The organism is Bacteroidales bacterium (assembly GCA_035647615.1).
Lineage (GTDB): Bacteria > Bacteroidota > Bacteroidia > Bacteroidales > 4484-276 > SABY01.
The window spans coordinates 43093-64653 of sequence record DASRND010000017.1 but is presented as its reverse complement, the minus strand read 5'-3'; the positions used below and the strand labels follow the sequence as shown (position 1 = coordinate 64653).

17 protein-coding genes are annotated in these 21561 nt (G+C 46.0%); 12 read left to right on the top strand and 5 right to left on the bottom strand.

Going from position 1 to position 21561, the window contains the following annotated elements; translation table 11 throughout:
• Nucleotides 1-28: 28 nt before the first annotated feature.
• Complete coding sequence (locus VFC92_06230; GenBank protein HZK07781.1) at nt 29-439, bottom strand: cupin domain-containing protein; 411 nt, start codon at nt 437-439, stop codon at nt 29-31.
• 298 nt (nt 440-737) lie between these two features.
• Between VFC92_06230 and VFC92_06225 the strand changes: the two genes are divergently transcribed.
• From VFC92_06225 to VFC92_06215, 3 genes are all read left to right on the top strand, one after another.
• Nucleotides 738-2120 (top strand): OmpA family protein, encoded by a 1383-nt coding sequence (locus VFC92_06225; protein HZK07780.1) that lies wholly within the window; start codon nt 738-740, stop codon nt 2118-2120.
• Nucleotides 2121-2264, top strand: coding sequence for an OmpA family protein (locus tag VFC92_06220; protein HZK07779.1), 144 nt, complete (start codon nt 2121-2123; stop codon nt 2262-2264).
• A gap of 218 nt (nt 2265-2482) precedes the next feature.
• Nucleotides 2483-2998, top strand: a complete 516-nt coding sequence (locus tag VFC92_06215) for a GNAT family protein (protein HZK07778.1) — start codon at nt 2483-2485, stop codon at nt 2996-2998.
• A gap of 833 nt (nt 2999-3831) precedes the next feature.
• Here VFC92_06215 and VFC92_06210 read toward each other — a convergent pair.
• Both VFC92_06210 and VFC92_06205 read right to left on the bottom strand, forming a co-directional pair.
• On the bottom strand, nt 3832-5514 hold the full coding sequence (locus VFC92_06210) for a T9SS type A sorting domain-containing protein (protein ID HZK07777.1): 1683 nt from the start codon (nt 5512-5514) through the stop codon (nt 3832-3834).
• A 254-nt stretch (nt 5515-5768) separates the two neighbouring features.
• Complete coding sequence (locus tag VFC92_06205) at nt 5769-8240, bottom strand: T9SS type A sorting domain-containing protein (GenBank protein ID HZK07776.1); 2472 nt, start codon at nt 8238-8240, stop codon at nt 5769-5771.
• Between the two features lie 416 nt (nt 8241-8656).
• Here VFC92_06205 and VFC92_06200 point away from each other — a divergent pair, with 416 nt between their 5' ends.
• From VFC92_06200 to VFC92_06180, 5 genes are all read left to right on the top strand, one after another.
• On the top strand, nt 8657-10840 hold the full coding sequence (locus tag VFC92_06200; protein HZK07775.1) for a S46 family peptidase: 2184 nt from the start codon (nt 8657-8659) through the stop codon (nt 10838-10840).
• 118 nt (nt 10841-10958) lie between these two features.
• Nucleotides 10959-11474 carry an O-acetyl-ADP-ribose deacetylase gene (locus VFC92_06195; GenBank protein ID HZK07774.1) on the top strand — a complete coding sequence of 172 codons (516 nt, stop codon included), beginning with the start codon at nt 10959-10961 and terminating at the stop codon, nt 11472-11474.
• 135 nt (nt 11475-11609) lie between these two features.
• Nucleotides 11610-14054, top strand: coding sequence for a DUF5916 domain-containing protein (locus VFC92_06190; GenBank protein HZK07773.1), 2445 nt, complete (start codon nt 11610-11612; stop codon nt 14052-14054).
• Nucleotides 14055-14229: 175 nt separating this feature from the next.
• Entirely contained in the window at nt 14230-14991 is a 762-nt protein-coding gene (locus tag VFC92_06185) for a toxin-antitoxin system YwqK family antitoxin (GenBank protein ID HZK07772.1), read from the top strand.
• A gap of 5 nt (nt 14992-14996) precedes the next feature.
• Nucleotides 14997-15476, top strand: a complete 480-nt coding sequence (locus VFC92_06180; GenBank protein HZK07771.1) for a PaaI family thioesterase — start codon at nt 14997-14999, stop codon at nt 15474-15476.
• Between the two features lie 58 nt (nt 15477-15534).
• Here VFC92_06180 and VFC92_06175 read toward each other — a convergent pair whose 3' ends face one another.
• A complete protein-coding gene (locus VFC92_06175; GenBank protein ID HZK07770.1) occupies nt 15535-16638 on the bottom strand; it encodes a serine hydrolase in 1104 nt (367 codons plus the stop codon).
• A gap of 218 nt (nt 16639-16856) precedes the next feature.
• Here VFC92_06175 and VFC92_06170 point away from each other — a divergent pair, with 218 nt between their 5' ends.
• Nucleotides 16857-17849, top strand: a complete 993-nt coding sequence (locus VFC92_06170) for a dihydroorotate dehydrogenase-like protein (protein ID HZK07769.1) — start codon at nt 16857-16859, stop codon at nt 17847-17849.
• An 85-nt stretch (nt 17850-17934) separates the two neighbouring features.
• Here VFC92_06170 and VFC92_06165 read toward each other — a convergent pair whose 3' ends face one another.
• A complete protein-coding gene (locus VFC92_06165; GenBank protein HZK07768.1) occupies nt 17935-18543 on the bottom strand; it encodes a hypothetical protein in 609 nt (202 codons plus the stop codon).
• A 420-nt stretch (nt 18544-18963) separates the two neighbouring features.
• Here VFC92_06165 and VFC92_06160 point away from each other — a divergent pair, with 420 nt between their 5' ends.
• The 3 genes from VFC92_06160 to VFC92_06150 are packed head-to-tail and all read left to right on the top strand — an operon-like array spanning nt 18964 to nt 21266.
• The gene (locus VFC92_06160; protein ID HZK07767.1) at nt 18964-19854 is read left to right on the top strand and encodes a 4-hydroxy-3-methylbut-2-enyl diphosphate reductase; all 891 of its coding nucleotides are present in this window, start codon (nt 18964-18966) and stop codon (nt 19852-19854) included.
• Nucleotides 19844-20980, top strand: a complete 1137-nt coding sequence (locus VFC92_06155) for a DNA replication/repair protein RecF (GenBank protein ID HZK07766.1) — start codon at nt 19844-19846, stop codon at nt 20978-20980. The genes VFC92_06160 and VFC92_06155 overlap by 11 nt, the downstream gene beginning before the upstream one ends.
• Nucleotides 20973-21266 carry a DUF721 domain-containing protein gene (locus VFC92_06150; GenBank protein ID HZK07765.1) on the top strand — a complete coding sequence of 98 codons (294 nt, stop codon included), beginning with the start codon at nt 20973-20975 and terminating at the stop codon, nt 21264-21266. The genes VFC92_06155 and VFC92_06150 overlap by 8 nt, the downstream gene beginning before the upstream one ends.
• Nucleotides 21267-21561: the final 295 nt, after the last annotated feature.

Sequence of the window (21561 nt, the reverse complement as noted above, 5' to 3'; positions counted from 1 at the left end):
TTTGATAGACTTGACTTCTTGCAACACCTTAGATTACTTCATCATATCCGCTCTTGATAATCGTAGAAATCATTTTGAACCGCTCACTGGCTTTGATAATATTTCGGGAATGCGCAGGGATAATAATAGATTCTCCGGTGTTGAGCAAATTGAAATTCCCATCAATGACAATCTCAGCTTTTCCATCAATCACCTGAATAAATGTATCAAATGGAGAGGTTTTTTCGGTTAGTGCTTCCCCGGTATCAAATGACGATACAGTAACATTTCCTGTTGTCTTTTTGATGATTGTTTTAATCACAACTGAATTGGGGACATACTCAATAATTTCCACGATGATAAAGGATTTTGATTTTTCATGTTCTAATTCCTTCCTCCTTAATACTTTATCATCAATTTTTTCATCTGTTTTGGCAGCGCCGTCTGTTGGTTTGATCATGATTCATAGTTTTTAAAAGTTTGTACTTCTTTTTATTTCAATCCAATTCAGCGGCATCGATCCCTAATAGGTCTCCTGAAAAGTTTGGTTTGATCACACTAATTATAGTTCGACAAAAGTAGACACGAAATAGTGGAGCGCTCTTACACCTAAAAACCTAATTATTACATGTATCACACATTCCTAATTTGCATGTGTGAATGATGTAACTCTTTTCTAATTAGGTGTAACACTTCCCCTTGGTAAATGAAGGACTTTTGCACCGTGAAAATTTATTCACCAACTAATACAAAACAATATGAAAAAAATCTTATTCATTTTTGCAATCGCATTGATTACGAGCTTTACCACGACAGTGAAGGCTCAGAGTGTTTATCACCCTTGGATTATCGGCGTGAGCACTAACTACGCAGACTTCAATGTAATCAACTATCCTGTTGCCGATCAGTTTCAGGATGCCAACTGGATGGGCAAGCAATTGCCAACCATGTTGCGTTTTGGCCGTATGCTGAACAACTCATTTACGCTTACTGCTGTTGCTTCACAGATTACATTAGAGTCTAACAAGCTGAATCGCATACCACTGGAGAAAACCATCAACAGCGACTTTTTCTGGAAAGTAGGTGGACAAATTGAGTATCACCTTGCCAACGGCTACATTATCAACGAGAAGAGCTGGTTTGCTCCTTATCTGTTTACCGGGGTAAGCGGTTCTACACTGGATGATGTAACTTATGCGAGCATTCCCATGGGTGTTGGTTTCAACATTTGGGTATCAGAATATATAGGTTTCAACTTCCAGGGATCGTATGATTACATGTTCGACTTTAACGACTACATGCATTATTCAGCGGGCATCATCGTGCGTTTTGGTAAGCCAATCGATAAAGATAAAGACGGCATTCCAAACCTTTATGATGCTTGTCCGGAAGTTCCGGGAGTAGCAGCACACGACGGCTGTCCTGATACGGATGGCGACGGCATTGTAGATAGCCTCGACAAATGTCCGGATCGCTACGGTCCTGCTTCTGCTGACGGATGTCCTGACATGGACGGCGACGGGATTCCAGATCATCTGGACAGATGTCCTAACGAGCCAGGTACCCTTGCCAACCAGGGCTGTCCTGATACCGACGGTGATGGCGTTGTCGACATCGACGACCACTGCCCCAACGAACCAGGCCCAGCTGCTACACATGGCTGTCCTGATGCTGATGGTGACGGCGTTCCCGATATGTGGGATCTATGCCCCAATGTGCCAGGTCCAAAGAGCAATGCCGGTTGTCCGATAGAAGAGAAAACTACCACGATAATTATTCCTGTTGAAAAACAGGAAGCTATCCAAATGAACCAAAAGAACATTCAGTTCGACCTCAACAGTGATAAACTGCGTGATAGTTCCATAGAAAGCCTGGATAACATCATCAAAATTATGAACGAATATCCGAAGTCGCGTTACACCGTGTATGGTTATACCGATGATACAGGTCCTGCTGACTTCAACTTCGAACTGTCGAAGAAGCGCGCTGCTTCCGTTAAAGATTATTTTGTGAAAAACGGAGTCGCTGCCAATCGTCTGGACTCTGTAGGCTTTGGAGAACAAAACCCATTAGTACCCAATTCCGGCGAGCCAAATCGTAAGTTGAACCGCAGGGTAGAAATTAATTCTATCAATGAATAAATCCGGCAGTATTTTGTCGACAAAGGTATCGACCCTACACGGATGACTTTTATAGGATATGGCGAATTACGCCCCGTAGCTGCCAATGATACTGCTGAGGGCAGAGCAAGAAACAGGCGCGTTGAAATACACCTGGTTCAATAAAAATTGTCTCACCCCCACTCCCCAAAAATCTAACCCCCTAGATTTCTAAAGGGCCTTTTGTTTCCCAACAAATTGCCCTTTTTTTGTGGGGTGTTTTTACTCAAGATCCGTTGATTTTAATTCTTTTTTTGATGTTGATAGAGAATAGTATAGGGTATTTATTTTTGGATGCTTCACGCAAAGTTTGTTTTTTAATTTTGCCTTTTAAATCTAATATTATGAAAATCATTTGCTCTGATCAAATAGCTCTTTCCTCCACCGAAAGTACCAGCAACAAAATCCTGCGCATCGCCCTGATGCCCGAAGTAGCCTGCAATCTTACCGAAACCTGGACCTATCCCGACAGTATGCCGCAGGAGATAGTTTTCGTTATCCGAAATAATAAAAAAGTTATCGGGCAGGCGGCCTATAACAATATCCGCTGGTTCAACCGCAAGGCGGCTTTGAGTTTGTTTATCCATCCCGAATACCAGCGTCAGGGTGTGGGCACGCTGGTGATGCAGCATCTCATTAGCCACGGTTTCGATCATCTCAATCTACACCGCCTCGAAGCCGAGGTAATCAGCTATAACCAGGCAGCTATGGCGTTGATGAAAAAAGCAGGATTTACCGAAGAGGGGCGGTTGCGTGAAGCGCGCTACTTCAACGGAAGTTACGTGGATATCCTGAGCTTTGGGCTGCTGCGGAAAGAACATCAGGAAAGCTCCAAAAAACAAATTCCAAAAAACAAATAAATCACTGTGGTGTTGCAAGAATGATGCGACCCCGACGGGGTCGAACACATTCCTAGCATTCATTGTGCTATAAACATTTGAACCCTTTGGCTTCATCTCTTGACTTCGTAATCATTAAATTACCGATTTTGCATCACCAATTTGGTGACGCAACCAAAAATTCTCATCCTTTTTTTGATGTTTTACTTTGTCCCTGTTTCGCGCCTTTAATCCCGAAGGGATTGTATGTTTATAGAAAATATTGTTGCAAGAATGATGCGACCCCGACGGGGTCGAACATATTCCTAGCATTCATTGTGCTATAAACATTTGAACCCTTTGGTTTCATCTCTTGACTTCGAAATCATTAAATTCTAGATTTTGCATCACTCAATTGGGTGACGCAACCAAAAATTCTCATCTTTTTTTTGATGTTTTACTTTGTCCCTGTTTCGCGCCTTTAATCTCGAAGGGATTGCATGTCTATAGAAAATATTGTTGCAAGAATGATGCGACCCCGACGGGGTCGAACACATTCCTAGCATTCATTGTGCTATAAACATTTGAACCTTTTGGTTTCATCTCTTGACTTCGATATCATTAAATTACTGATTTTGCATCACCAATTGGATGACGCAACCAAAAATTAATAACCAAAAATTAATAACCAAAAATTAACAACCAACATTGTAGGCAGAAATAAAGGCAGATATTTTGGAAAAAATATTCAGGGTGACGCATTGTCGAAGTCAGGAAATGACTGGAGTTCCTTTTTCAGTATTTTCATAAAAAAACCCGCGATGCTATTGCATTGCGGGTTTTTGTTTGTCCTTTCTGTTCGTTAATGTGCGCGATTATTTTACAATAAGTTTTTGAATGATGGTTTCTGAGTTTGTTCGGATTTTAATAAAATACAAGCCTGCCGGAATCATGCTAAGGTCGATTCTTTGATTGTCGGATGAGAGTTGGTTTTTAATTATCAAGCATCCTTGCTGATTGCTTATTTGCACGCTTTTAATATCCTTGCCCTTCACCACAACATGATCGTTTGCCGGATTGGGATAAATCTTTACAGTAGCAGCCCCGTTGTTGGATATTCCCGTGTATATGTCGCCTCCTGACGGTTGTAGATAAAAATCATAGCTGATTATCATCCCGTCTCCGATCACGATGTTTTGGATGGTCTCACTCTGGTGGTTTTGTGCCATGCACGTGACATCGTAGGTGCCGGCGTTTAGCAAAAGTACATAGTGTGAGCCAAAGGGTGTTGTGCTGGTGATGGCTCCATTGTCGGTGTTTGTTGCGCTTACCCAGGCATCGCTGATGGAAATGTTGGTATAAGCATCGCGCACAAAGCCCTGAATTTTGGAAAGGGCACCATCGATGGTAATCATCACCGGGCCGGCTTTGGGTGATTCGCCATTGGAATACACTGCCGATACGCCATAAATATGAGTCCCTGCCGGCACTGCTTCGTCCACGTAAGTGGCTGGAGTAAGCGACACCTCAGCGAGAAGCTCTTCGTCGCGATATATTCTGTAACCGGTAAGGTCGGTGGCTGGCGGAGCGTTCCAGCTCAGACTTACATTGGTGCCGTTAAGTTGGGCTACAAGATTGGTTGGCGGGTCAAGGATGGCAGCAGGAGCAAAGGAGATTTTTTCGAGCAACTGGAAGCTGCCGCTATAAACCAGCGTGCTGGTGCCTGTGGTTACGTCGGCAATATGTGTTCCCTGGCCGTTGGTCCACATAATATTGCCATTGCCTAATTCCCAGCACCCCCTGGCACCGCCGCCTGAGGTTCCGCCAATGGTTTCGATATGGTTGCCCTCGCTGTCGTATCTGTGTATACCCGAGGGATAGCCGCTGGCGGAATTAGAAAACGAGGCGGCCAGGTAGTTGCCATTGGCCGTTGGGGTAATCTGTTGGATGAATTTTATTTCTCCCGGAACATTCCAGGGGTTAAGAAAAGTGCCGTTCAAATCGTATTCGCCAATCTGAGAAGGAAAGCCGCCTGCATCGGAGAAACTGATGAGCACGTGGTTGTCCGCGTAGGGCAAAGACATCCAGGGGCCGCCATCTACCTGAAAGTTGCCCGTAACTACGCCGTCAAAATCGATTTGAATCACTGCATTACCAGGAGCCCCGTTATCGTTACCGGAATTGGCAAGCCATACCTGGTTGTTAATAATGCCCATACCCCGTAAATTGTCCATTCCGCCGCTTTCGCCAATTGCGCCAAGTACATTGCCGTTTAAATCCAAACGATGAACCTTATCTTTAGTCTGGTCAGAGATCCACAGCTCATCCTGCACACGAATGACGTGTTTTACTGTTCCCGGGTCAAGGCTCGTGAGTATGATATAATCATCATACATCAGCGTACCATCCTGCGTGTCGAAGAGGATGATTTTCTTTACGTTGTTGGCACTCCCAACGCTGACGATGAAATCGCCCTGGGGCTGTGCCTGCATAAGATTGCTGATAAAGAACACAATCAAAGCAATCCAAACTGTTTTAGTTGTAAATCGTTTTTTCATAAACCCTCCTTTTTTTTTAATAAATATTTCATTTAAAACAGCCGCCAATATTTTCATAATCACCGGTAGCCGTTTATTGAGAGGCAAATATACTGAAAACATGTTCGTCATCAAAAAAAAATGACTACAAATATGTGTAGCCATTTTTTAATAGGACAGATTACTTTTTAACCTTAGGCGGTTAGAAGTTTACCTCTGCCAATCAGTATCAAAGTTCCAATCAATTACTTCCCGGAAGTTTGCGCTTCACAGGATCATTCGACAACAATTTTTTCAGTAAGTGTTCCTTGCCCGGTGATTACTTTTACGAAATAAATGCCGGGTGCAAAGTCTGCAACGTTAAGGGAGAAATTAGTACCCGTCGTTTCTCTGTTTAAAACAATTTGTCCGAGATGATTCATGATTTTTACTGCGGTCATGCTTTTTTCAGCAGTGATGTTCAAAACTGAATTAGCAGGATTTGGATAGATGCTGACGGAGCGACGAACTGGATTTTCATTAATACCAACGATATCTTCCAGGTCGAACTTCTGTGCCTGCAACACTTCCTTGGTTGTATTGTCCTGCAGGAAAACCACGATTTCGCAATTGTCTTTTACGTAGCCGGCAATATCCACAGCAAAAGTGCCTTCGTAGGTGGGTTGGCTCGAAAAGTTCATAGCTGTACCGAATTGATCAGGATACATCTTGCGGCACACAAAGTTGAGTTCTGTTTGTCCCTGCCAGTTTTGGGCGATCTCCGATTCGGTAATTACCACATGCAACACAATGTTATTGCCCGAATAAGGATAAATGTTATCAACCGATACGTAAGCATCTACTGCATTGGTTCCACTATTTACAACATTCAGATCCATTTCAAATAGCGACATTTTAGCAGCACGTTCCTCATAGGAGGGGAGGTAGGTTTGGTACAAGCTCTGGGAATTGTTGCCACCCACATGCGAAATCACACCGTCAAAAAATGCTGTTGGAAAGCCGGTGATGTTGTAATAAGTCCCATTACGATAATCGGTTTGTGGCGTGGCGTAGTTATCGTTGTTGTGGTATTCGATAACAGCTACATTATGGCCGTTTTCGATAAGATCGTCGGCACCCAGGGCGGCACCCGGACAATACGGACACCAGGTACCAGTGCCAATTTCGACCAATACCATTTTGCGTTCGGTACCACCTTCAATATAAACTTCTATAGGGCCGGCGCCTGCCGAAATGCCTTCGTCATACACAGCTTTTACATCATACATGTAATAATTGGGTAGTAAATCCAAATCCACATAGGTAGTTGGGGTGATCTTTTCGGCAATCATCACGCCGTCGCGATAAACATTATAACCAATAATATCTCCAGAAGGAGCATTCCATTGCAATGTCACATCGTTGTCGAGTACAGTGGCGGAAAGGTTGGTAGGAGCGGGGAGACCTGCAAAATTTTCGAGGGTGAAGTTATCAAAGTAACATTTGGGAGTGCCATTGGTAGCGGCGGCAAATATGTCCATAGCTGCCAGTTGGTTTACTCCGCTTCCCGAAGCTCCCAGGCTCCACTTCCATGATGCAACTTCAGCGCCCTCCACCATCAATGAGGCCTGGTCGGCGTTCAGGTCGACGATGTTGTCGATATGAATCCATGTGTTGTAGGGATAGCCAAAAGTGGCGTAACCTGCGGTGCCGTTGGCATTAATGCTGGCTGTCGCGTTAGGATTGAAATATACTTCCGATCCCCACACTGCTCCTGCGCCGCCTTCACCATAAACCTGCAGCAAATTGTAATAGCCAACAAATCCGGTGGGTACAAATACATCAAAACTTACGGCGTACTTACCGCTGGTTTTGTTGCCAAAGAGCATCACAAAGTCGTTGGTTCCTTCACATATTATTGAGTTTGCTCCGGAGGCCGCCTGATCAGTGGTTACCATTGGGTCTTCAGCGCCACCGGCGCCACCGTTGCCAGTCCAGCAGGTCCAGTGTTCGATTCCCTGAGCCAATGCTTGTTGAACAAGTTTTTCGTTAGCATTATAGGTTTCTAAATCATCAAAAATTTCAAAAGAGGTAGCTTGTGAAAATTTCATATTATCAAAATAGCATTTGGGTGAGCCATTGGTAGCTGCTGCAAAGATGTCCATAGCTGCCAGTTTGTTCACGCCGCTGCCCGAAGCTCCCAGGCTCCATTTCCATGTCGCTATTTCGGTACCTGCCACTATGAGTGAAGCCTGGTCGGCGTTCAGATCCACAATGTTTTCTACATGGAACCAGGTGTCGTAGGCGTAGCTGAAGGTTTTAAATCCTGCACTGCCGTTGGCATTCAAACTGCCGGTGCCATTGGGATTGAAATATACTTCGGAACCCCACACTGCACCTGCGCCGCCTTCGCCATAAACCTGCAGGAGGTTAAAATAGCCAACAAATCCTGTGGGCACATACACGTCGAAGGAGACGATGTGCTTGCCTTCTGTCTGGTCGCCAAAGAGCGCTACAAAATCGTTGGTTCCTGAGCATACCACTGCGTTGGGAGCTGAGAGCGCCTGGTCGGCAGTGATCATTGGATCTTCGGCACCGCCGGCGCCGCCATTGCCGGTCCAGCAGGTCCAGTGAGTAATTCCGCCAGCGAGTGCTTGCTGCACCAACTTTTGGCCGGAGTCATACGAATCGAAATTGTCGGCATACTGCGCGGTGGAAGCGAAAGAAAATGCCAACGTCAACATTAAAAAAGTAAATAGCTTTTTCATAGATGTAGATTTTGTGATGATTAAAAATGAATGATTTACTGATTATAAAGTCGAGCGAAATTAAAGTAATTTCAATGTTTTAGACTAAAAAACTGGGATTTTTTTATAAAATAAAATGTTGGTTTCAGCTTTTGGATATCCGTGATCGAACCTCATTTCCCCACTTTAAAAATTACGAAACCTGACAGTGGGCATCTCCGAAATAAATTTATTTAATTTTGGAGCGGCGTAACCGACTTATTGGTTCGGCGTCAAATAAATGTTTTATTGGTTTGAATGTATTTCAGCAGTGTCGAAAAGGCTGAAGTTTAACAACCGGTGAATAACATTTTTGAGTTTTTTAAAATATCATTTAAAAACTGAGTCCGATTTTTTTCGCTCATTTATTAATATCAAATAATTAATCAACAGATCTTATGAAAAATTCTCTTTTAACTTTTCTGGCTGCAGTACTGATGGGCATTACCACCTTTGCTGCTTCTCCACGCCCCGACGAAGGAATGTGGTTGCCAATGTTTGTCGATCGTCTCAACTGGACTGACATCCAGGAAATGGGTTTGCGGCTGACTGCTGAGGAGCTCTACAGCATCAACAACTCCAGTCTGAAAGATGCCATCGTTGGACTTGCCAGCGGCAGCGCTCCCAACGGATATTTCTGTTCCGGCGAGATGGTGTCGGATCAGGGGCTGCTTTTTACTAATCATCACTGTGGCTACGACATCATCCAAAATCACAGCACCATCGAGCACGATTATCTCACTGACGGCTTCTGGGCTATGAATTTCAATGAGGAGCTTTCCAATCCCAACCTTACTGCGTCGTTCCTTGTAAGGATGGAAGATCTCAACCCGCTGATATTGCCACAGCTCTCCGATACCATGACCGGTGCTCAGCGCGCTGCCAAAGTACGTGAGCTGACAAAGGATATCAAATCCGAGGCTTCAGAAGATGGTAAATACGACGTGGTGGTGAAAAGCTTCTTCGGCGGTAATGAATATTACATGTTTATCTACGAAACCTTCAAAGACGTTCGTTTGGTAGGCGCGCCTCCTTCGTCGATCGGGAAATTTGGCGGCGACACCGACAACTGGATGTGGCCCCGTCATACCGGCGACTTTAGCATCTTCCGTGTCTATTGCGCTCCCGATGGCTCACCCGCCGAATATGCCAAAGAAAATGTTCCTTTCCGTCCACGGCATCATCTGCCTATTTCTCTCAAAGGCTACAAAAATAATGACTACGCTATGATCTGGGGATACCCCGGTGGCACCGACCGTTACCTGACTTCTTACGGTATCGAATTTGCTCTGGAAGAAACCAATCCTGCCATCATCGAACTTTTTGGCGCCAGCCTCGCGGTGATGAAATCCTACATGGATTCCGATGATGCAATGCGTATTAAATATGCCAGCGACCATGCCGGTATAGCCAATAGCTGGAAATATACGATTGGTCAATCCCGCGGCCTCAAACGCCTCGACGTGAAATCGCAGAAACAGCTAATAGAAAAGGATTTCACCAAATGGGTGAACCAAAATCCGCAGCACAAAGAAAAATACGGACAGGTGCTCGAAAATATCGAGGGTGGTTACAAGCAGCTCAAAGGTGTGGTAAAACCTTTTTATTATGCCGCCATCGGTTCTGGTGATGTCGATTTGCTGAGCATGGCTGCTATGGCCGGACAAATGGAGCCTATGCTTAAGGATGCCAAAAAGAATAAGGCGGCCATCGCAGAAACAGCAAAAAGTTTGGAACCTGAAGTGCAGGAGATCTTTGAAGACTACAATCGCGACATGGACAAAGACATAATGAAGGCGCTGCTGAAATTGTATCAGAAAAATATCCCGGCCAGCCAGCAGCCGACTTTGTTTGCAACTATCAATAAAGATTTTGGTGGTAATATTGATGCCTACGTCGATGCGATGTTCGAAAAATCAGTGTTTGCCAACGAAGCATCTTTTATGAAATTCCTCGACAATCCCAAAAAGAAAACACTCGATAAAGATCTGGCCTATCAGGCATCTCAATCGTTGCAACAATCTATGATGGATAAGCGTGCCGCTTTTATAAGTGGCCAAAGTGCAGTGGATGAAGGCATGCGTCTTTTTATTGATGGCTTGCGCCAGATGAATCCGGACACCAAATATTATCCCGACGCCAACTCCAGCATGCGCTTCACGTACGGCACTATCAAGGATTACTATCCCGCCGATGCCATCCATTTCGATTACAAAACGCATCTGAGCGGCGTGATGGAAAAAGAAGACCCGTCGAATGACGAATTTGTTGTTCCCGCAAAACTGAAGCAGCTTTACGAAGCCAAAGACTTTGGACAGTATGCCGAAGATGGTAAATTGGTGGTTGGTTTCCTCTCTACCAACGACATCACCGGTGGCAACTCAGGCAGCCCTGTAATGAACGGCAACGGTGAGCTCATCGGTATTGCTTTCGATGGCAACTGGGAAGCCATGAGCGGCGACATCGCCTTCGAAACCGAGCTGCAGCGCACCATCAGCGTCGACATTCGCTACGTGCTTTTTGTAATTGATAAATATGCAGGCGCCAAAAATCTGATCGACGAGCTGACGATTGTGAGATAAGATTGCAAAGACGCCTTATTTCGATACAATGAAAAGAACAGCATTTTGCCCTTGAGCAGAATGCTGTTTTTTTGTTTTAAAAAAATATTTTTGCAACTCATTAAAAAATTAAAAAGATATGAAATCACGAATCGAACTTATCAAAGACGACATTACCACGCTGGATGTGGATGCCATCGTAAATGCTGCCAACGAATCGCTGCGTGGCGGCGGCGGAGTGGATGGCGCCATCCATCGGGCTGCCGGGCGGGAACTGCTTGAGGCATGTATCGAATTGGAAGGCTGCGATACCGGTTACGCCAAAATTACTCCCGGCTTTCGGCTTCCGGCCAAATATGTAATTCATACCGTTGGGCCTGTGTGGCGCGATGGAAATCGTGGCGAGCCAGAGCTGCTACGCTCCTGTTACGTCGAAAGCCTTGAACTGGCCAACGCCGAAAAATGTGCTTCGGTAGCTTTTCCAAATATCAGTACAGGCATTTATCGTTTTCCGAAAGAGCAAGCGGCGGCCATTGCCATCGAAACAGTACGCGCTTATCTCGAAAAAGAACAGTTTCCTGAAAAGGTGATCTTTTGCTGCTTCGACGACGAAAACTATGAGATTTATCAAGAGCTGCTTTCTGACTTTCAATAGCTTTTTGTTTTATCATAAAAGATAGAATTTTATTAGGCAAGCTCCAATTGACAAAATGCAAATGACAAATAAATTCCAAAATTTCAAATCCGATTCTGTGTTATCCTGATTCATCTCATCAACCAATCGATACATTTGAAAAAGCAAGCCTTTTCCGTTGTCATTATAATAATACTGCTGCTGGTGGCGGTCGGTTTGAATGGGCAGACACAGCGAAAGCAGGTGGCGGCCTGGCCTGTGCAAATTCACCTTCAGATCGACGGAGTGCTTGACGAAGCCGCCTGGCAGCAAGCACCTGTGGCCGGCGATTTCGTTCAGTTTGAACCCTACAACAGCGCCGTGGCCACCGAAAATACACAGGTAAAAATTCTTTACGACGATGCGGCCATTTACATCGGCGCCACCATGTACGACAGCGCTCCCGATAGTATCCTTACCGAGCTGGGTTTTAGAGATGCCGACAATCTTAACGCCGATTACATCATGTTTTATCTCAGCCCCTACAACGATGGATTGAATGCCAGTGCTTTTGGTGTAACAGCCTCTGGGGTGCAGTTGGATTCCCGAATCTATAACGACGACGACGACCAGGAGTGGGATGCTGTGTGGGTGAGCAGTGTAAATCTGACCGACAGCGGATGGACGGCAGAGCTGAAAATACCCTACTCGGCATTGCGCTTTCCTGAAAACGATGTGCAAACATGGGGATTTAATGCCGAACGAAGCATCCGCCGTAAGCGTGAAATTGATACCTGGAACTTTATCGATAAAAATATACAAGGCCGGTTGAAACAGGCTGGGGAGATAACGCAGCTATACAACATCAGGCCGCCGCTGCGGCTCTCGCTCACGCCCTATGTTTCGGCATATCTCGAAAAGTTGGCCAATGAGCCATCGTGGGGGTATTCTTTTAATTATGGGATGGATCTAAAATATGGAATCAACGAAAGTTTTACGCTCGACATGACGCTGATACCCGACTTCGGCCAGGTGCAGTCCGACGACCAGATTTTTAATCTGTCGCCTTTCGAGGTCTATTACGAAGAACGCCGGCCATTTTTTACCGAAGGCACCGAGTTGTTTGGGAAAGGCAACATCTTTTATTCACGGCGCATTGGCGATGTGCCCGATGGCTACGCAGCCATTTATGACAGCCTGCAGCCTGGCGAAACAGTGACAGAGAATCCTTCGAAAACCCGGCTGCTCAACGCAACCAAAATTTCAGGACGCACGGGCAAAGGGCTGGGAATTGGTGTTTTTAATGCTTTCTCGGCGCAATCCACCGCCATTCTCAACGATTCCCTGGGCAACCAGCGCGAAATTATCACACAGCCTTTTACCAATTATAATATGGTAGTGGTGGACCAAAGCATGAAGCACAACTCCTTTTTGAGCTTTTATAATACAAATGTGTACAAAGGCAAAGCGGGTACCACGGCCAACGTCACCGGAACACAGTTTCTGTTTTTTAATGGCCGGGGCAGTTATTCCGTCGATGGCCGCTTCAATCTCAGTCAGAAATATCACAGGTCAGAAGCCGCCAATCTTGGCTATGCCTACGATTTGACATTGAATAAAACCAGCGGACCATTTCGTTTTGAGCTTGCACGATGGGTCGAGACGGATACCTACGACCCCAACGATTTGGGATTTCTGGATGTGAACAACAAGATCACCCACGACATGCAACTGCATTACAATTTCTATAATCCTTTCTGGAAGTTGCTCGACTTGTACAATACTTTTTCGATGTGGTATCGAACGCGTTTTGAACCCGCCGACTTTGTGGAGTTTGGCATCTTCGGCAGCTCGCGCGCCACCTTTCGCAACCACCTCACCGTTAGCTTCGATTTTGAGCTGGAGCCTGTCGCCGGCTTCGATTATTACGAGGCGCGTACGCCGGGGCGGGTGTTTGAAAAGCCTCCCGATTATGAATTTAACATTTCCCTCTCGCCCGACTATCGCATGCCTTTCATCGTCGATCTGCGCGCTGGCTATGATCATTCGTCGCGCTATGCGCAAAACGAGTTTTCCGGTCGCGTTTCCCCGCGATGGCGCGTCAACGACCGCCTTTCGATAAATCTTAGCAGTCGCTATAAAATGCAGCTAAACGATATAGGTTTTGTGGATCGCATCGACGCCGAGCCGCTCGAAATAATTTTTGGAAGCCGCGACCTGCAGACGGTCGAGAATATTTTTAGTACCACCTACATCTTCACCAATATGCTGGCACTCGATTTCAGGATGCGCCACTATTGGCTTTCGGCCAAATACAATCGCTTTTATGATTTGGAGTTGGATGGCAGATTGCAATCCACCAATTATCAGCAAGAAAATGATTTTAGTTTTAATGCTTTCAATATCGACATGAATCTGCGGTGGCAGTTTGCGCCGGGCAGCGAGCTTGCGTTGAGCTGGAAAAATGCCATTCTCACCCACAACCAATCGGAGATTACCGACCGGTTTTTTGGAAACTTACACAACACCCTCCAGGCCCCTTCCGACAATAGTCTCTCGCTCAAAGTGCTTTATTATCTTGATTACAGCTATTTGAAAAAGAAGAAAGAGTTTCCTGAATAACAGGAATCCGCGAATTGCCGCTAATTATTTATTATAGTTATTTCGCCTTCTTCGTGTAATTCGCAGAGGCCTTCTATGGCTTTTGTTATTTTCATTGCGGTTTCCGGCTTGCTTTTTCTTTGGATGTTTGTAAATTTGCGCTTTCGCAAAAAGTTCATCTAAAAATATTTGAGTTATGAAAAAATTAAAAACGATGCTGGTGCTTTTGTTTGTGGCGCTTGCAGGCTTTGGCCAAATTGTGATGCCCGACGACACCATCAAAAACCAAACGAACGAGCAAGGCCTGAAGCAAGGCTATTGGGAGGAAATGGTTGGTCGTGCCAAAACCATCGGCACTTACGTGGATAGCCAGAAGCACGGCACATGGATTTTTTACCACCCAAACGATGTGATTCAGAGTGTCCAGACTTACAATATGGGCAAAAAGGAAGGCTTGTTTGTGGAGATAGATAACCGTGGCTATTATGTTTCGGAGACGTATTACAAAGACGATGCCTTGCATGGTCCCATCCGTAGCTTCGATCGTGGCTCGCGGCTGCTGCTCGAAGAGAGTTACCTCAACGGTCTGCAACAGGGATTGCGCAAAGCTTATTACAATACCGGGCTGGTTCAGGAAGAATCTTATTTTGATAACGGGCTCAAGGACGGCGCTTCTAAATGGTACAATCAGAGTGGTAAAGTAATTGCCGAATATAATTACCAAAAGGGAGAATTTGAAGGCGTCCAAAAAACTTTTCACGACGACGGAGCGCTGATGACCGAAGAAACCTACAGCCATAATTTGCGCCAGGGTCCCTTTCGGGAATATTATCAGGATGGTGCTTTGAAAACCGAAGGCGATTACGATAATAATCTGAAACACGGAATCTGGAAAGAATACAATCCTGATGGTACAATTGCCAGCCAGGCGAAGTTCCGCAAGGGAGTAGAGAAATAAAAACTATGGAACGCAAAATTATCAATCCTTTTGCCGGCAGATCCGGTTACAATTGTTTTGGCTGCTCGCCCGACAATAAGCTTGGTTTGCAGCTTTCGTTTCTTAACGAAGGCGAATACATAGTAGCACGATGGCTACCGCAGCCACAGTTTCAGGGTTATCACAACCTTTTGCATGGAGGAATACAGGCAACGCTGCTCGACGAAATCGCCAGTTGGTATGTTTACGCACGTCTGCACACTGCCGGTGTTACTTCGCGCCTGGAGGTTCGTTACCGCAAACCGGTTTATACCGACCGCGGTGCGCTGACCCTGCGCGCCCGTCTGAAAGAAAAACGCCATAATCTGGCCGACATCGAAACGGAGCTTCTCGACAGCGACGGAGTGTTTTGCGCCGGCGGGGTGATTCAATATTACACCTTCAATGAGCAGATTGCCCGCGAAAAATATATGTATCCAGGAGCGGAGGCTTTTTATGAAGAATGATTTTGCCCCCAGCAATCAAGCCAGCCGGGGTTATTGATCCCTGATTTTTTACGTCGGCCTATAATTCCTTCGCAACTTTTTCCATCAGGTCGGGCCACACGATGTCGGTGGCCTTGGTGCCAAAGCGGAGCATGAGCAGGTTGCGCTGCGGGTCGATATAAATATATTGCCCCAGCAGCCCTTTGGCAAAGATGGCGCCGTCGTCTTTCACGCGCCATTGGCGGGTGTAACTATAGCCCTGCCCGTCGCGCGAATCGTTCACAATTTGCATGGTTTCTTCCACCCATTCTTCCGGGATTATTTGTTGGCCATGCCACTGCCCGTTGTTGAGGTAGAGGCGGCCGAAGCGCGCAAAGTCGCGTGCCGGAGCGTCGAGGCAGCAAAATGCTTTGATGGTTCCGTGGCGCTCACTGTCGATGCTCCAGCCGACATCTACCGACATGCCGAGAGGCTTCCACAGTTTTTCGCTAAGATATTCGTTGAGCGACGTTTCGGTGGCACGCTCCAATGCCATACCCAGCAGCAGTGTGTTTACACTCTGGTAATTGTAAATTTCGTCAGGCGGGCGGTCGATTTTTAATTTTAAAACATAACGCTGCAGGTTGGTTCCGTAATAATATTTGGCCATATCGGCAAACGGACTTGCGTAGCCTTCGTTGAAACGCACTCCCGAGCGCATGTTGAGCAAATCGTCGATGGTGATCTGCCGGAAAGCGGTGTCGTTGTCGAGCAGCCCCGGGATAAAATCTGTGACCGGTTGATCCACCGATTGGATTTTTCCTTCACCGATGGCAATGCCCACCAGCGCCGAGACAAAGGATTTGCTTACCGAAAAGGAGGGCATGATGGAGGCCGAATCGGTGCCTTTGAAATATTGCTCGTACAAAAGTGTGTCGTTTCGGATGATGAGGAAAGCAAGCGTATGATTTTGATTAAGAAACGCAGTAAAATTAGTGTTGCCATTATCTTGTTGCCACAAGGAAGGAATTTGCGGGACGAAAGTTTCGTTGGCTTTGTAAAATTCAAAATTGACACTGTCGGTGGCCACAGGTGCGGCGGCAAATTTTTTATAATCGTCAGCATCTGCAAAGTTCCAGTAAAAGAAACGCCCCACATGGCAAGCATTGAGCATGGTTATCAAAAGGAGCAAAAGGACTGGCATGAGAGCCTTTTTTACCATCATTATCATTTGTTTATTAATGAATTTCAAAAATAGAAATAATCGTTGGTCTGATACGGAGCTATTTATTTTCATTAAAAATTACTACATAATTCTACCAAAAAAACTTCGTACTCAGCGGGATTGTCTATTTTTGTTTGTCGGATGCAATAAAGAAATGCAAAAGAAGACAAGAATAATTATCTAAAAACATACACATTATGGCTGATCTTAGCACCAACTACATGGGTTTTAAGCTGCGCAATCCGGTGATAGCCGCCAGCAGCGGACTTACCAAGTCGGTAGACAATCTGATAAAACTTGAAGAAAATGGTGCCGCCGCTGTGGTTTTAAAGTCACTCTTCGAGGAGCAGATACTCCACCAGGTGAGCAAAACCATGAAGCACACCGAAAATCAAGAAATCTACGCCTATCCCGAAGCCGAGGATTACATCGGCCACTACACCCGCGAACGCGACCTGGGCGAATACCTGAAGTTGATCACCGACGGCAAAAAGGCGGTTTCTATTCCCATCATCGCCAGCGTCAATTGCATTTCGCCTTCAGAGTGGATCACCTTTGCGCGAAGGATGGAAGATGCCGGCGCCGACGGACTGGAGCTAAATATTTTTATTCTGCCCTCCGACACCAAGCATGATTCGTTGCAAAATGAGCAGGTTTATTTCGACATCGTGAGCGAAGTGCTGCGGTTGGTGTCGATTCCGGTGGCTGTGAAGATTAGCTATTACTTTTCGAGCCTCGCCAAGACGGCTCTCAAGCTCTCGTGGACAGGCATTGCCGGAATGGTCTTGTTCAATCGCTTTTTCGCTCCCGACATCAATATCAATACCTTCGACGTCGTTTCTTCACATGTGTACAGCACCCCCGAAGAAATGCCTTTGACGTTGCGTTGGGTAGCCATGCTGTCGGACAGGATGCATTGCGACATCGCTGCATCCACTGGTATCCACGATGGTGAGGCCATGATAAAACAACTGCTGGCCGGTGCTAAAGCCGTGCAGGTTGCTTCAACACTTTACAAAAACGGTTTTGGACGCATTGGCGAAATGACGCGTTTTATGGACGACTGGATGACGCAGAACAAGTTTAAAACCACCGATGATTTCATTGGCCGCCTTAGCCTCAAATCTGCCGAGAATGCCGCTGCCTACGAGCGTATGCAATTTATGAAACACTTTGCAGGAATAGAATAACCTTCCTCCACAAGTTTACTTTTATCATAAACCGTGCGGATTATCGTGCGGTTTTTTGTTATGGGGTTGGTGGCGCAGGCAATATTTAAACCAATATCGGTCTTCGTTTGGGTGATTTGAAGAAGTCGCGGAACTCGGGCGGACCGGTCAGGTATTTGCCCGTAAAGTCGTCTATTTCGTCGATGGTCTTTTCGCTGAGCAAATCCGAGACGTCATCCATCGAGCCGCTACCCATCATAAAGGGGCGCATGTCGGTGTTGAGGTAGCCGCCGTTGAAGTGGCCGGCAATCTGATATTCGTCGAGTTCGTGTACCGGTTTGCCGGTGATAGAACAATGCGAGAGCAGCTCCAACACGTCGCGTTCCGATTCGGGGGGCGCTTCTGTCGGTGCCTTCATCAGGTCGGCAACCTGTTCGTTGAAGAAGCGTTGCAGGTTGGCGCGCGACTCTTCCGAGTAGCTTTCTGTGAGTTTTAGGGCGCAGTCGAAACAGATGGCAAATTCGTATTGCGATTCAATTCTGCCGCTGACAATATTTTTCCGAAACACTTTTTCGATCATGTAATCGGCGCCGGTTTCGACGAGTTGCTTTTCGCAAACCTGGCATTTGGCGAAAGGTTTATGGGTGAGGCTGTCGTAAAATAATTGGGGTATCTCTATGCCGCGGTGGCTGCTGAAACCAAAATAATTATCCATAATAAAGAATTATGATTTTTTTGTCAAAAGTAGTAAACAATCCATTAAAACATAAGTTCGGCGACGAGGGGCATGCCAGAGTAACAATCTGCAGAAATTCAAGGACAAAGGAAGCTTCCACGAATTTTCGCGAAATAGCTAATTTGTACGAAAGAAATCAGGGAACTGTCTGCGAATTTGCGCGAATTAAGCCAATTAACGCAAAGGAATCAGGCGAAATTTTCATGTTTTGGATGATGCTAATTTCGTCGGGTTTTGATTTATTGGCTTTTTTAATATTGGGATTTATTTGATTTTTGCTTTTTGTTTTTAGGAATATAGTTTTAAAAACCCCTCATTACCTCACGAAGCAGATGTCTCCTCCTCAAGCTCTCCAAAAATGGTTTATTTTGCAAAAGGATTAAAAGATTTCAAAAATCGATGGTAATAGAAATTGATAAAGACGCAGGGTTTTGTGGTGGGGTGTCGCGGGCTATCCGGCTGGCAGAGCAGGAGCTGAGCCAACACGGGCAACTCTATTGCCTTGGCGCCATCATCCACAACGAGGCCGAGACGCATCGGCTGGAGAAGTTGGGTTTGCGTGTGATCGACCATCAGGAATTTGCGGCTTTGCAGGATGCTACTGTTCTTATCCGTGCACATGGCGAGCCGCCCGCCACTTACGAAACAGCCCGTAAAAATAATTTGAGCCTCATCGACGCCACCTGCCCGGTGGTGTTGCGTTTGCAGCAAAAGGTGAAGCGGGCGCATCAGCAGCCGGAGGTGCAGGTGGTAATTTTTGGACGAAAAAACCATCCGGAGGTGATTGGCCTCAACGGCCAGACCGGCAACCAGGCAATCATCGTCGAAACGGAAGAGGATCTAAACCAGATAGATTTTGCGCGGCCTATCTATCTTTTTGCACAGACTACCCAAAACAGAAAGCTCTACCAGCAACTCACCGAAAGCATCGCTAAGGCCGGAAGTGAAATTACAGACGCCGACATGCTACATTTTACCGCTACCGACAGTATCTGCCGCCAGGTGAGCAACCGCGATAGCCGCCTGGTGCAATTTTCCAAAGCCCACGATGTGGTGGTTTTTGTGAGCGGCGCCAGCTCATCCAACGGGAAATACCTTTACGGAATTTGTCGCGGGCACAACCCGCAAACGTTTAAGGTGGCAGCCATCGACGAAATAAAAAGTGAGTGGTTTGCGCATGCAAAAAAAGTCGGCATCACCGGCGCTACCTCCACTCCGCTGTGGCTTCTAGGGCAGGTGGCCGAACAGATAAATGAAATAACTCAAAACCGGCAAGGCGATGTTTCTTAAAAATCTACAACTTCATAATTTTAAAAATATCGCTGAAGCGGATATGGATTTCTCGGCGCGGGTGAACTGTTTTATTGGCGACAACGCCGCCGGCAAGACCAATCTCCTCGACGCCATTTATTACCTCTCCTTTTGCAAAAGCTATTTCAACGCCATCGACTCACAAAATATCCGCCACGAGGAGCCTTATTTTTCTATCACCGGAAGGTACGACCTCAACAGCCGCGCCACCGAAACGATACAATGTGTTCAGAAAAGAAATCAGAAAAAAAGTTTTAAGCTTAATAAAAAGGAATACGACCGGCTTTCCGATCACATCGGCTTGTATCCGCTGGTGATGATTTCGCCCTACGACCGCGACCTGATTAACGAGGGCAGCGACGTGCGGCGGCGCTTCATCGACAGCATCATTTCACAATTCGACAAAGTCTATCTCGACGACCTGATCAGCTATAACAAGGTGCTGGCGCAGCGCAATGCGCTGCTGAAAAACTTTGCTGAAACCCATAGCTTCCATGCAGCTTCGTTGCAGATATGGGATGAGCAGCTCGCGCATCTGGGCATGAAAATTTATCCGGTGCGCCGGCAGTTTCTGGAGGCTTACATCCCTGTGTTTGAAAGATATTTCCAACTGATTTCGGGGGGCGTCGAAAGTGTGGAGATACAATACGAAACGCAGCTTGAGAAAGAAAGTCTGGCCGTGTTGCTCGAAGAATCCCTGCAGCGCGACCGGGCTTCGCGATACACCAACGTGGGCATTCACAAAGACGACCTCATTCTGAATATCCAGGGACACCCTGTTAAGAAGTTCGGTTCGCAAGGTCAGCAGAAGTCGTTTATCGTGGCGCTGCGTCTGGCGCAATACGAATACATCCGCGAACTCAAAAGCTACAAACCCATCATGTTGCTCGACGATATCTTTGATAAACTCGACAACAAGCGCGTGGAGCAGCTCATCCAACTCACCAGCGAAAATAATTTCGGTCAGGTTTTTATCACCGATACACAGCGTGAGCGAATCGAACACCTGCTCGACAAAGTAAATGCCGACCACCGAATTTATCACATCCGCCAGGGTGTGCCGGAGGAAGTTAAAAACCATTCTAAACCCATCGACAATGTATAAAGACCCCAATGTGCAGAGCCTGGGCGATGCTATTCGCGACATTTTAAATAAATTCCGGATTGACCAGAAGTTTAATGAAGCGGGTCTCATCAACTCGTGGGAGCAGGTGGTGGGCGCAATGATAGCGCGCCATACGGTAAAGTTGAGCATTTACCGGCGCACGCTCTTCGTAGAAGTCGATTCGGCTTCGCTGCGCAACGAGCTTACCTACGCCCGCGAAAAGATCAAAACTGCTCTCAACAAGGAAGCCGGCTTTGATGTAGTTGATGAAGTGGTGTTTAAGTAAAATTTTTGCTCAACGGATAAAGGCATCAGATTTCTCCCTTCGGTGGAAATGACACGGTTAGCGTGGTCAAGGGGGAGGGTCGGGTCAGAAGCTCTGAAATAAGTGATCTGCTTAAAGTTCTATTAAAAGTAAATTTGGATTTTGTTTTTTGTGGAACAGCAAAAGGATAAGCATCAGTAAGATAAGGTAATTATTGCGTCCGACATGGGGAACAGATTTTATGCTATCTTGCGAAACATGGGATTTGTACCCATAAAATTAGACCTGAAAAATATTTTGGTATCAATAAAACTAA

Excerpts from the sequence above, each read along its gene's own strand:
- VFC92_06160 (HZK07767.1), top strand. The coding sequence starts at position 18,964 with ATGGTAATAGAAATTGATAAAGACGCAGGGTTTTGTGGTGGGGTGTCG.
- VFC92_06165 (HZK07768.1), bottom strand. The coding sequence starts at position 18,543 with ATGGATAATTATTTTGGTTTCAGCAGCCACCGCGGCATAGAGATACCC.
- VFC92_06230 (HZK07781.1), bottom strand. The coding sequence starts at position 439 with ATGATCAAACCAACAGACGGCGCTGCCAAAACAGATGAAAAAATTGAT.
- VFC92_06215 (HZK07778.1), top strand. The coding sequence starts at position 2,483 with ATGAAAATCATTTGCTCTGATCAAATAGCTCTTTCCTCCACCGAAAGT.
- VFC92_06155 (HZK07766.1), top strand. The coding sequence starts at position 19,844 with ATGTTTCTTAAAAATCTACAACTTCATAATTTTAAAAATATCGCTGAA.
- VFC92_06195 (HZK07774.1), top strand. The coding sequence starts at position 10,959 with ATGAAATCACGAATCGAACTTATCAAAGACGACATTACCACGCTGGAT.
- VFC92_06170 (HZK07769.1), top strand. The coding sequence starts at position 16,857 with ATGGCTGATCTTAGCACCAACTACATGGGTTTTAAGCTGCGCAATCCG.
- VFC92_06200 (HZK07775.1), top strand. The coding sequence starts at position 8,657 with ATGAAAAATTCTCTTTTAACTTTTCTGGCTGCAGTACTGATGGGCATT.
- VFC92_06180 (HZK07771.1), top strand. The coding sequence starts at position 14,997 with ATGGAACGCAAAATTATCAATCCTTTTGCCGGCAGATCCGGTTACAAT.
- VFC92_06225 (HZK07780.1), top strand. The coding sequence starts at position 738 with ATGAAAAAAATCTTATTCATTTTTGCAATCGCATTGATTACGAGCTTT.
- VFC92_06175 (HZK07770.1), bottom strand. The coding sequence starts at position 16,638 with ATGCCAGTCCTTTTGCTCCTTTTGATAACCATGCTCAATGCTTGCCAT.
- VFC92_06150 (HZK07765.1), top strand. The coding sequence starts at position 20,973 with ATGTATAAAGACCCCAATGTGCAGAGCCTGGGCGATGCTATTCGCGAC.
- VFC92_06185 (HZK07772.1), top strand. The coding sequence starts at position 14,230 with ATGAAAAAATTAAAAACGATGCTGGTGCTTTTGTTTGTGGCGCTTGCA.
- VFC92_06205 (HZK07776.1), bottom strand. The coding sequence starts at position 8,240 with ATGAAAAAGCTATTTACTTTTTTAATGTTGACGTTGGCATTTTCTTTC.
- VFC92_06210 (HZK07777.1), bottom strand. The coding sequence starts at position 5,514 with ATGAAAAAACGATTTACAACTAAAACAGTTTGGATTGCTTTGATTGTG.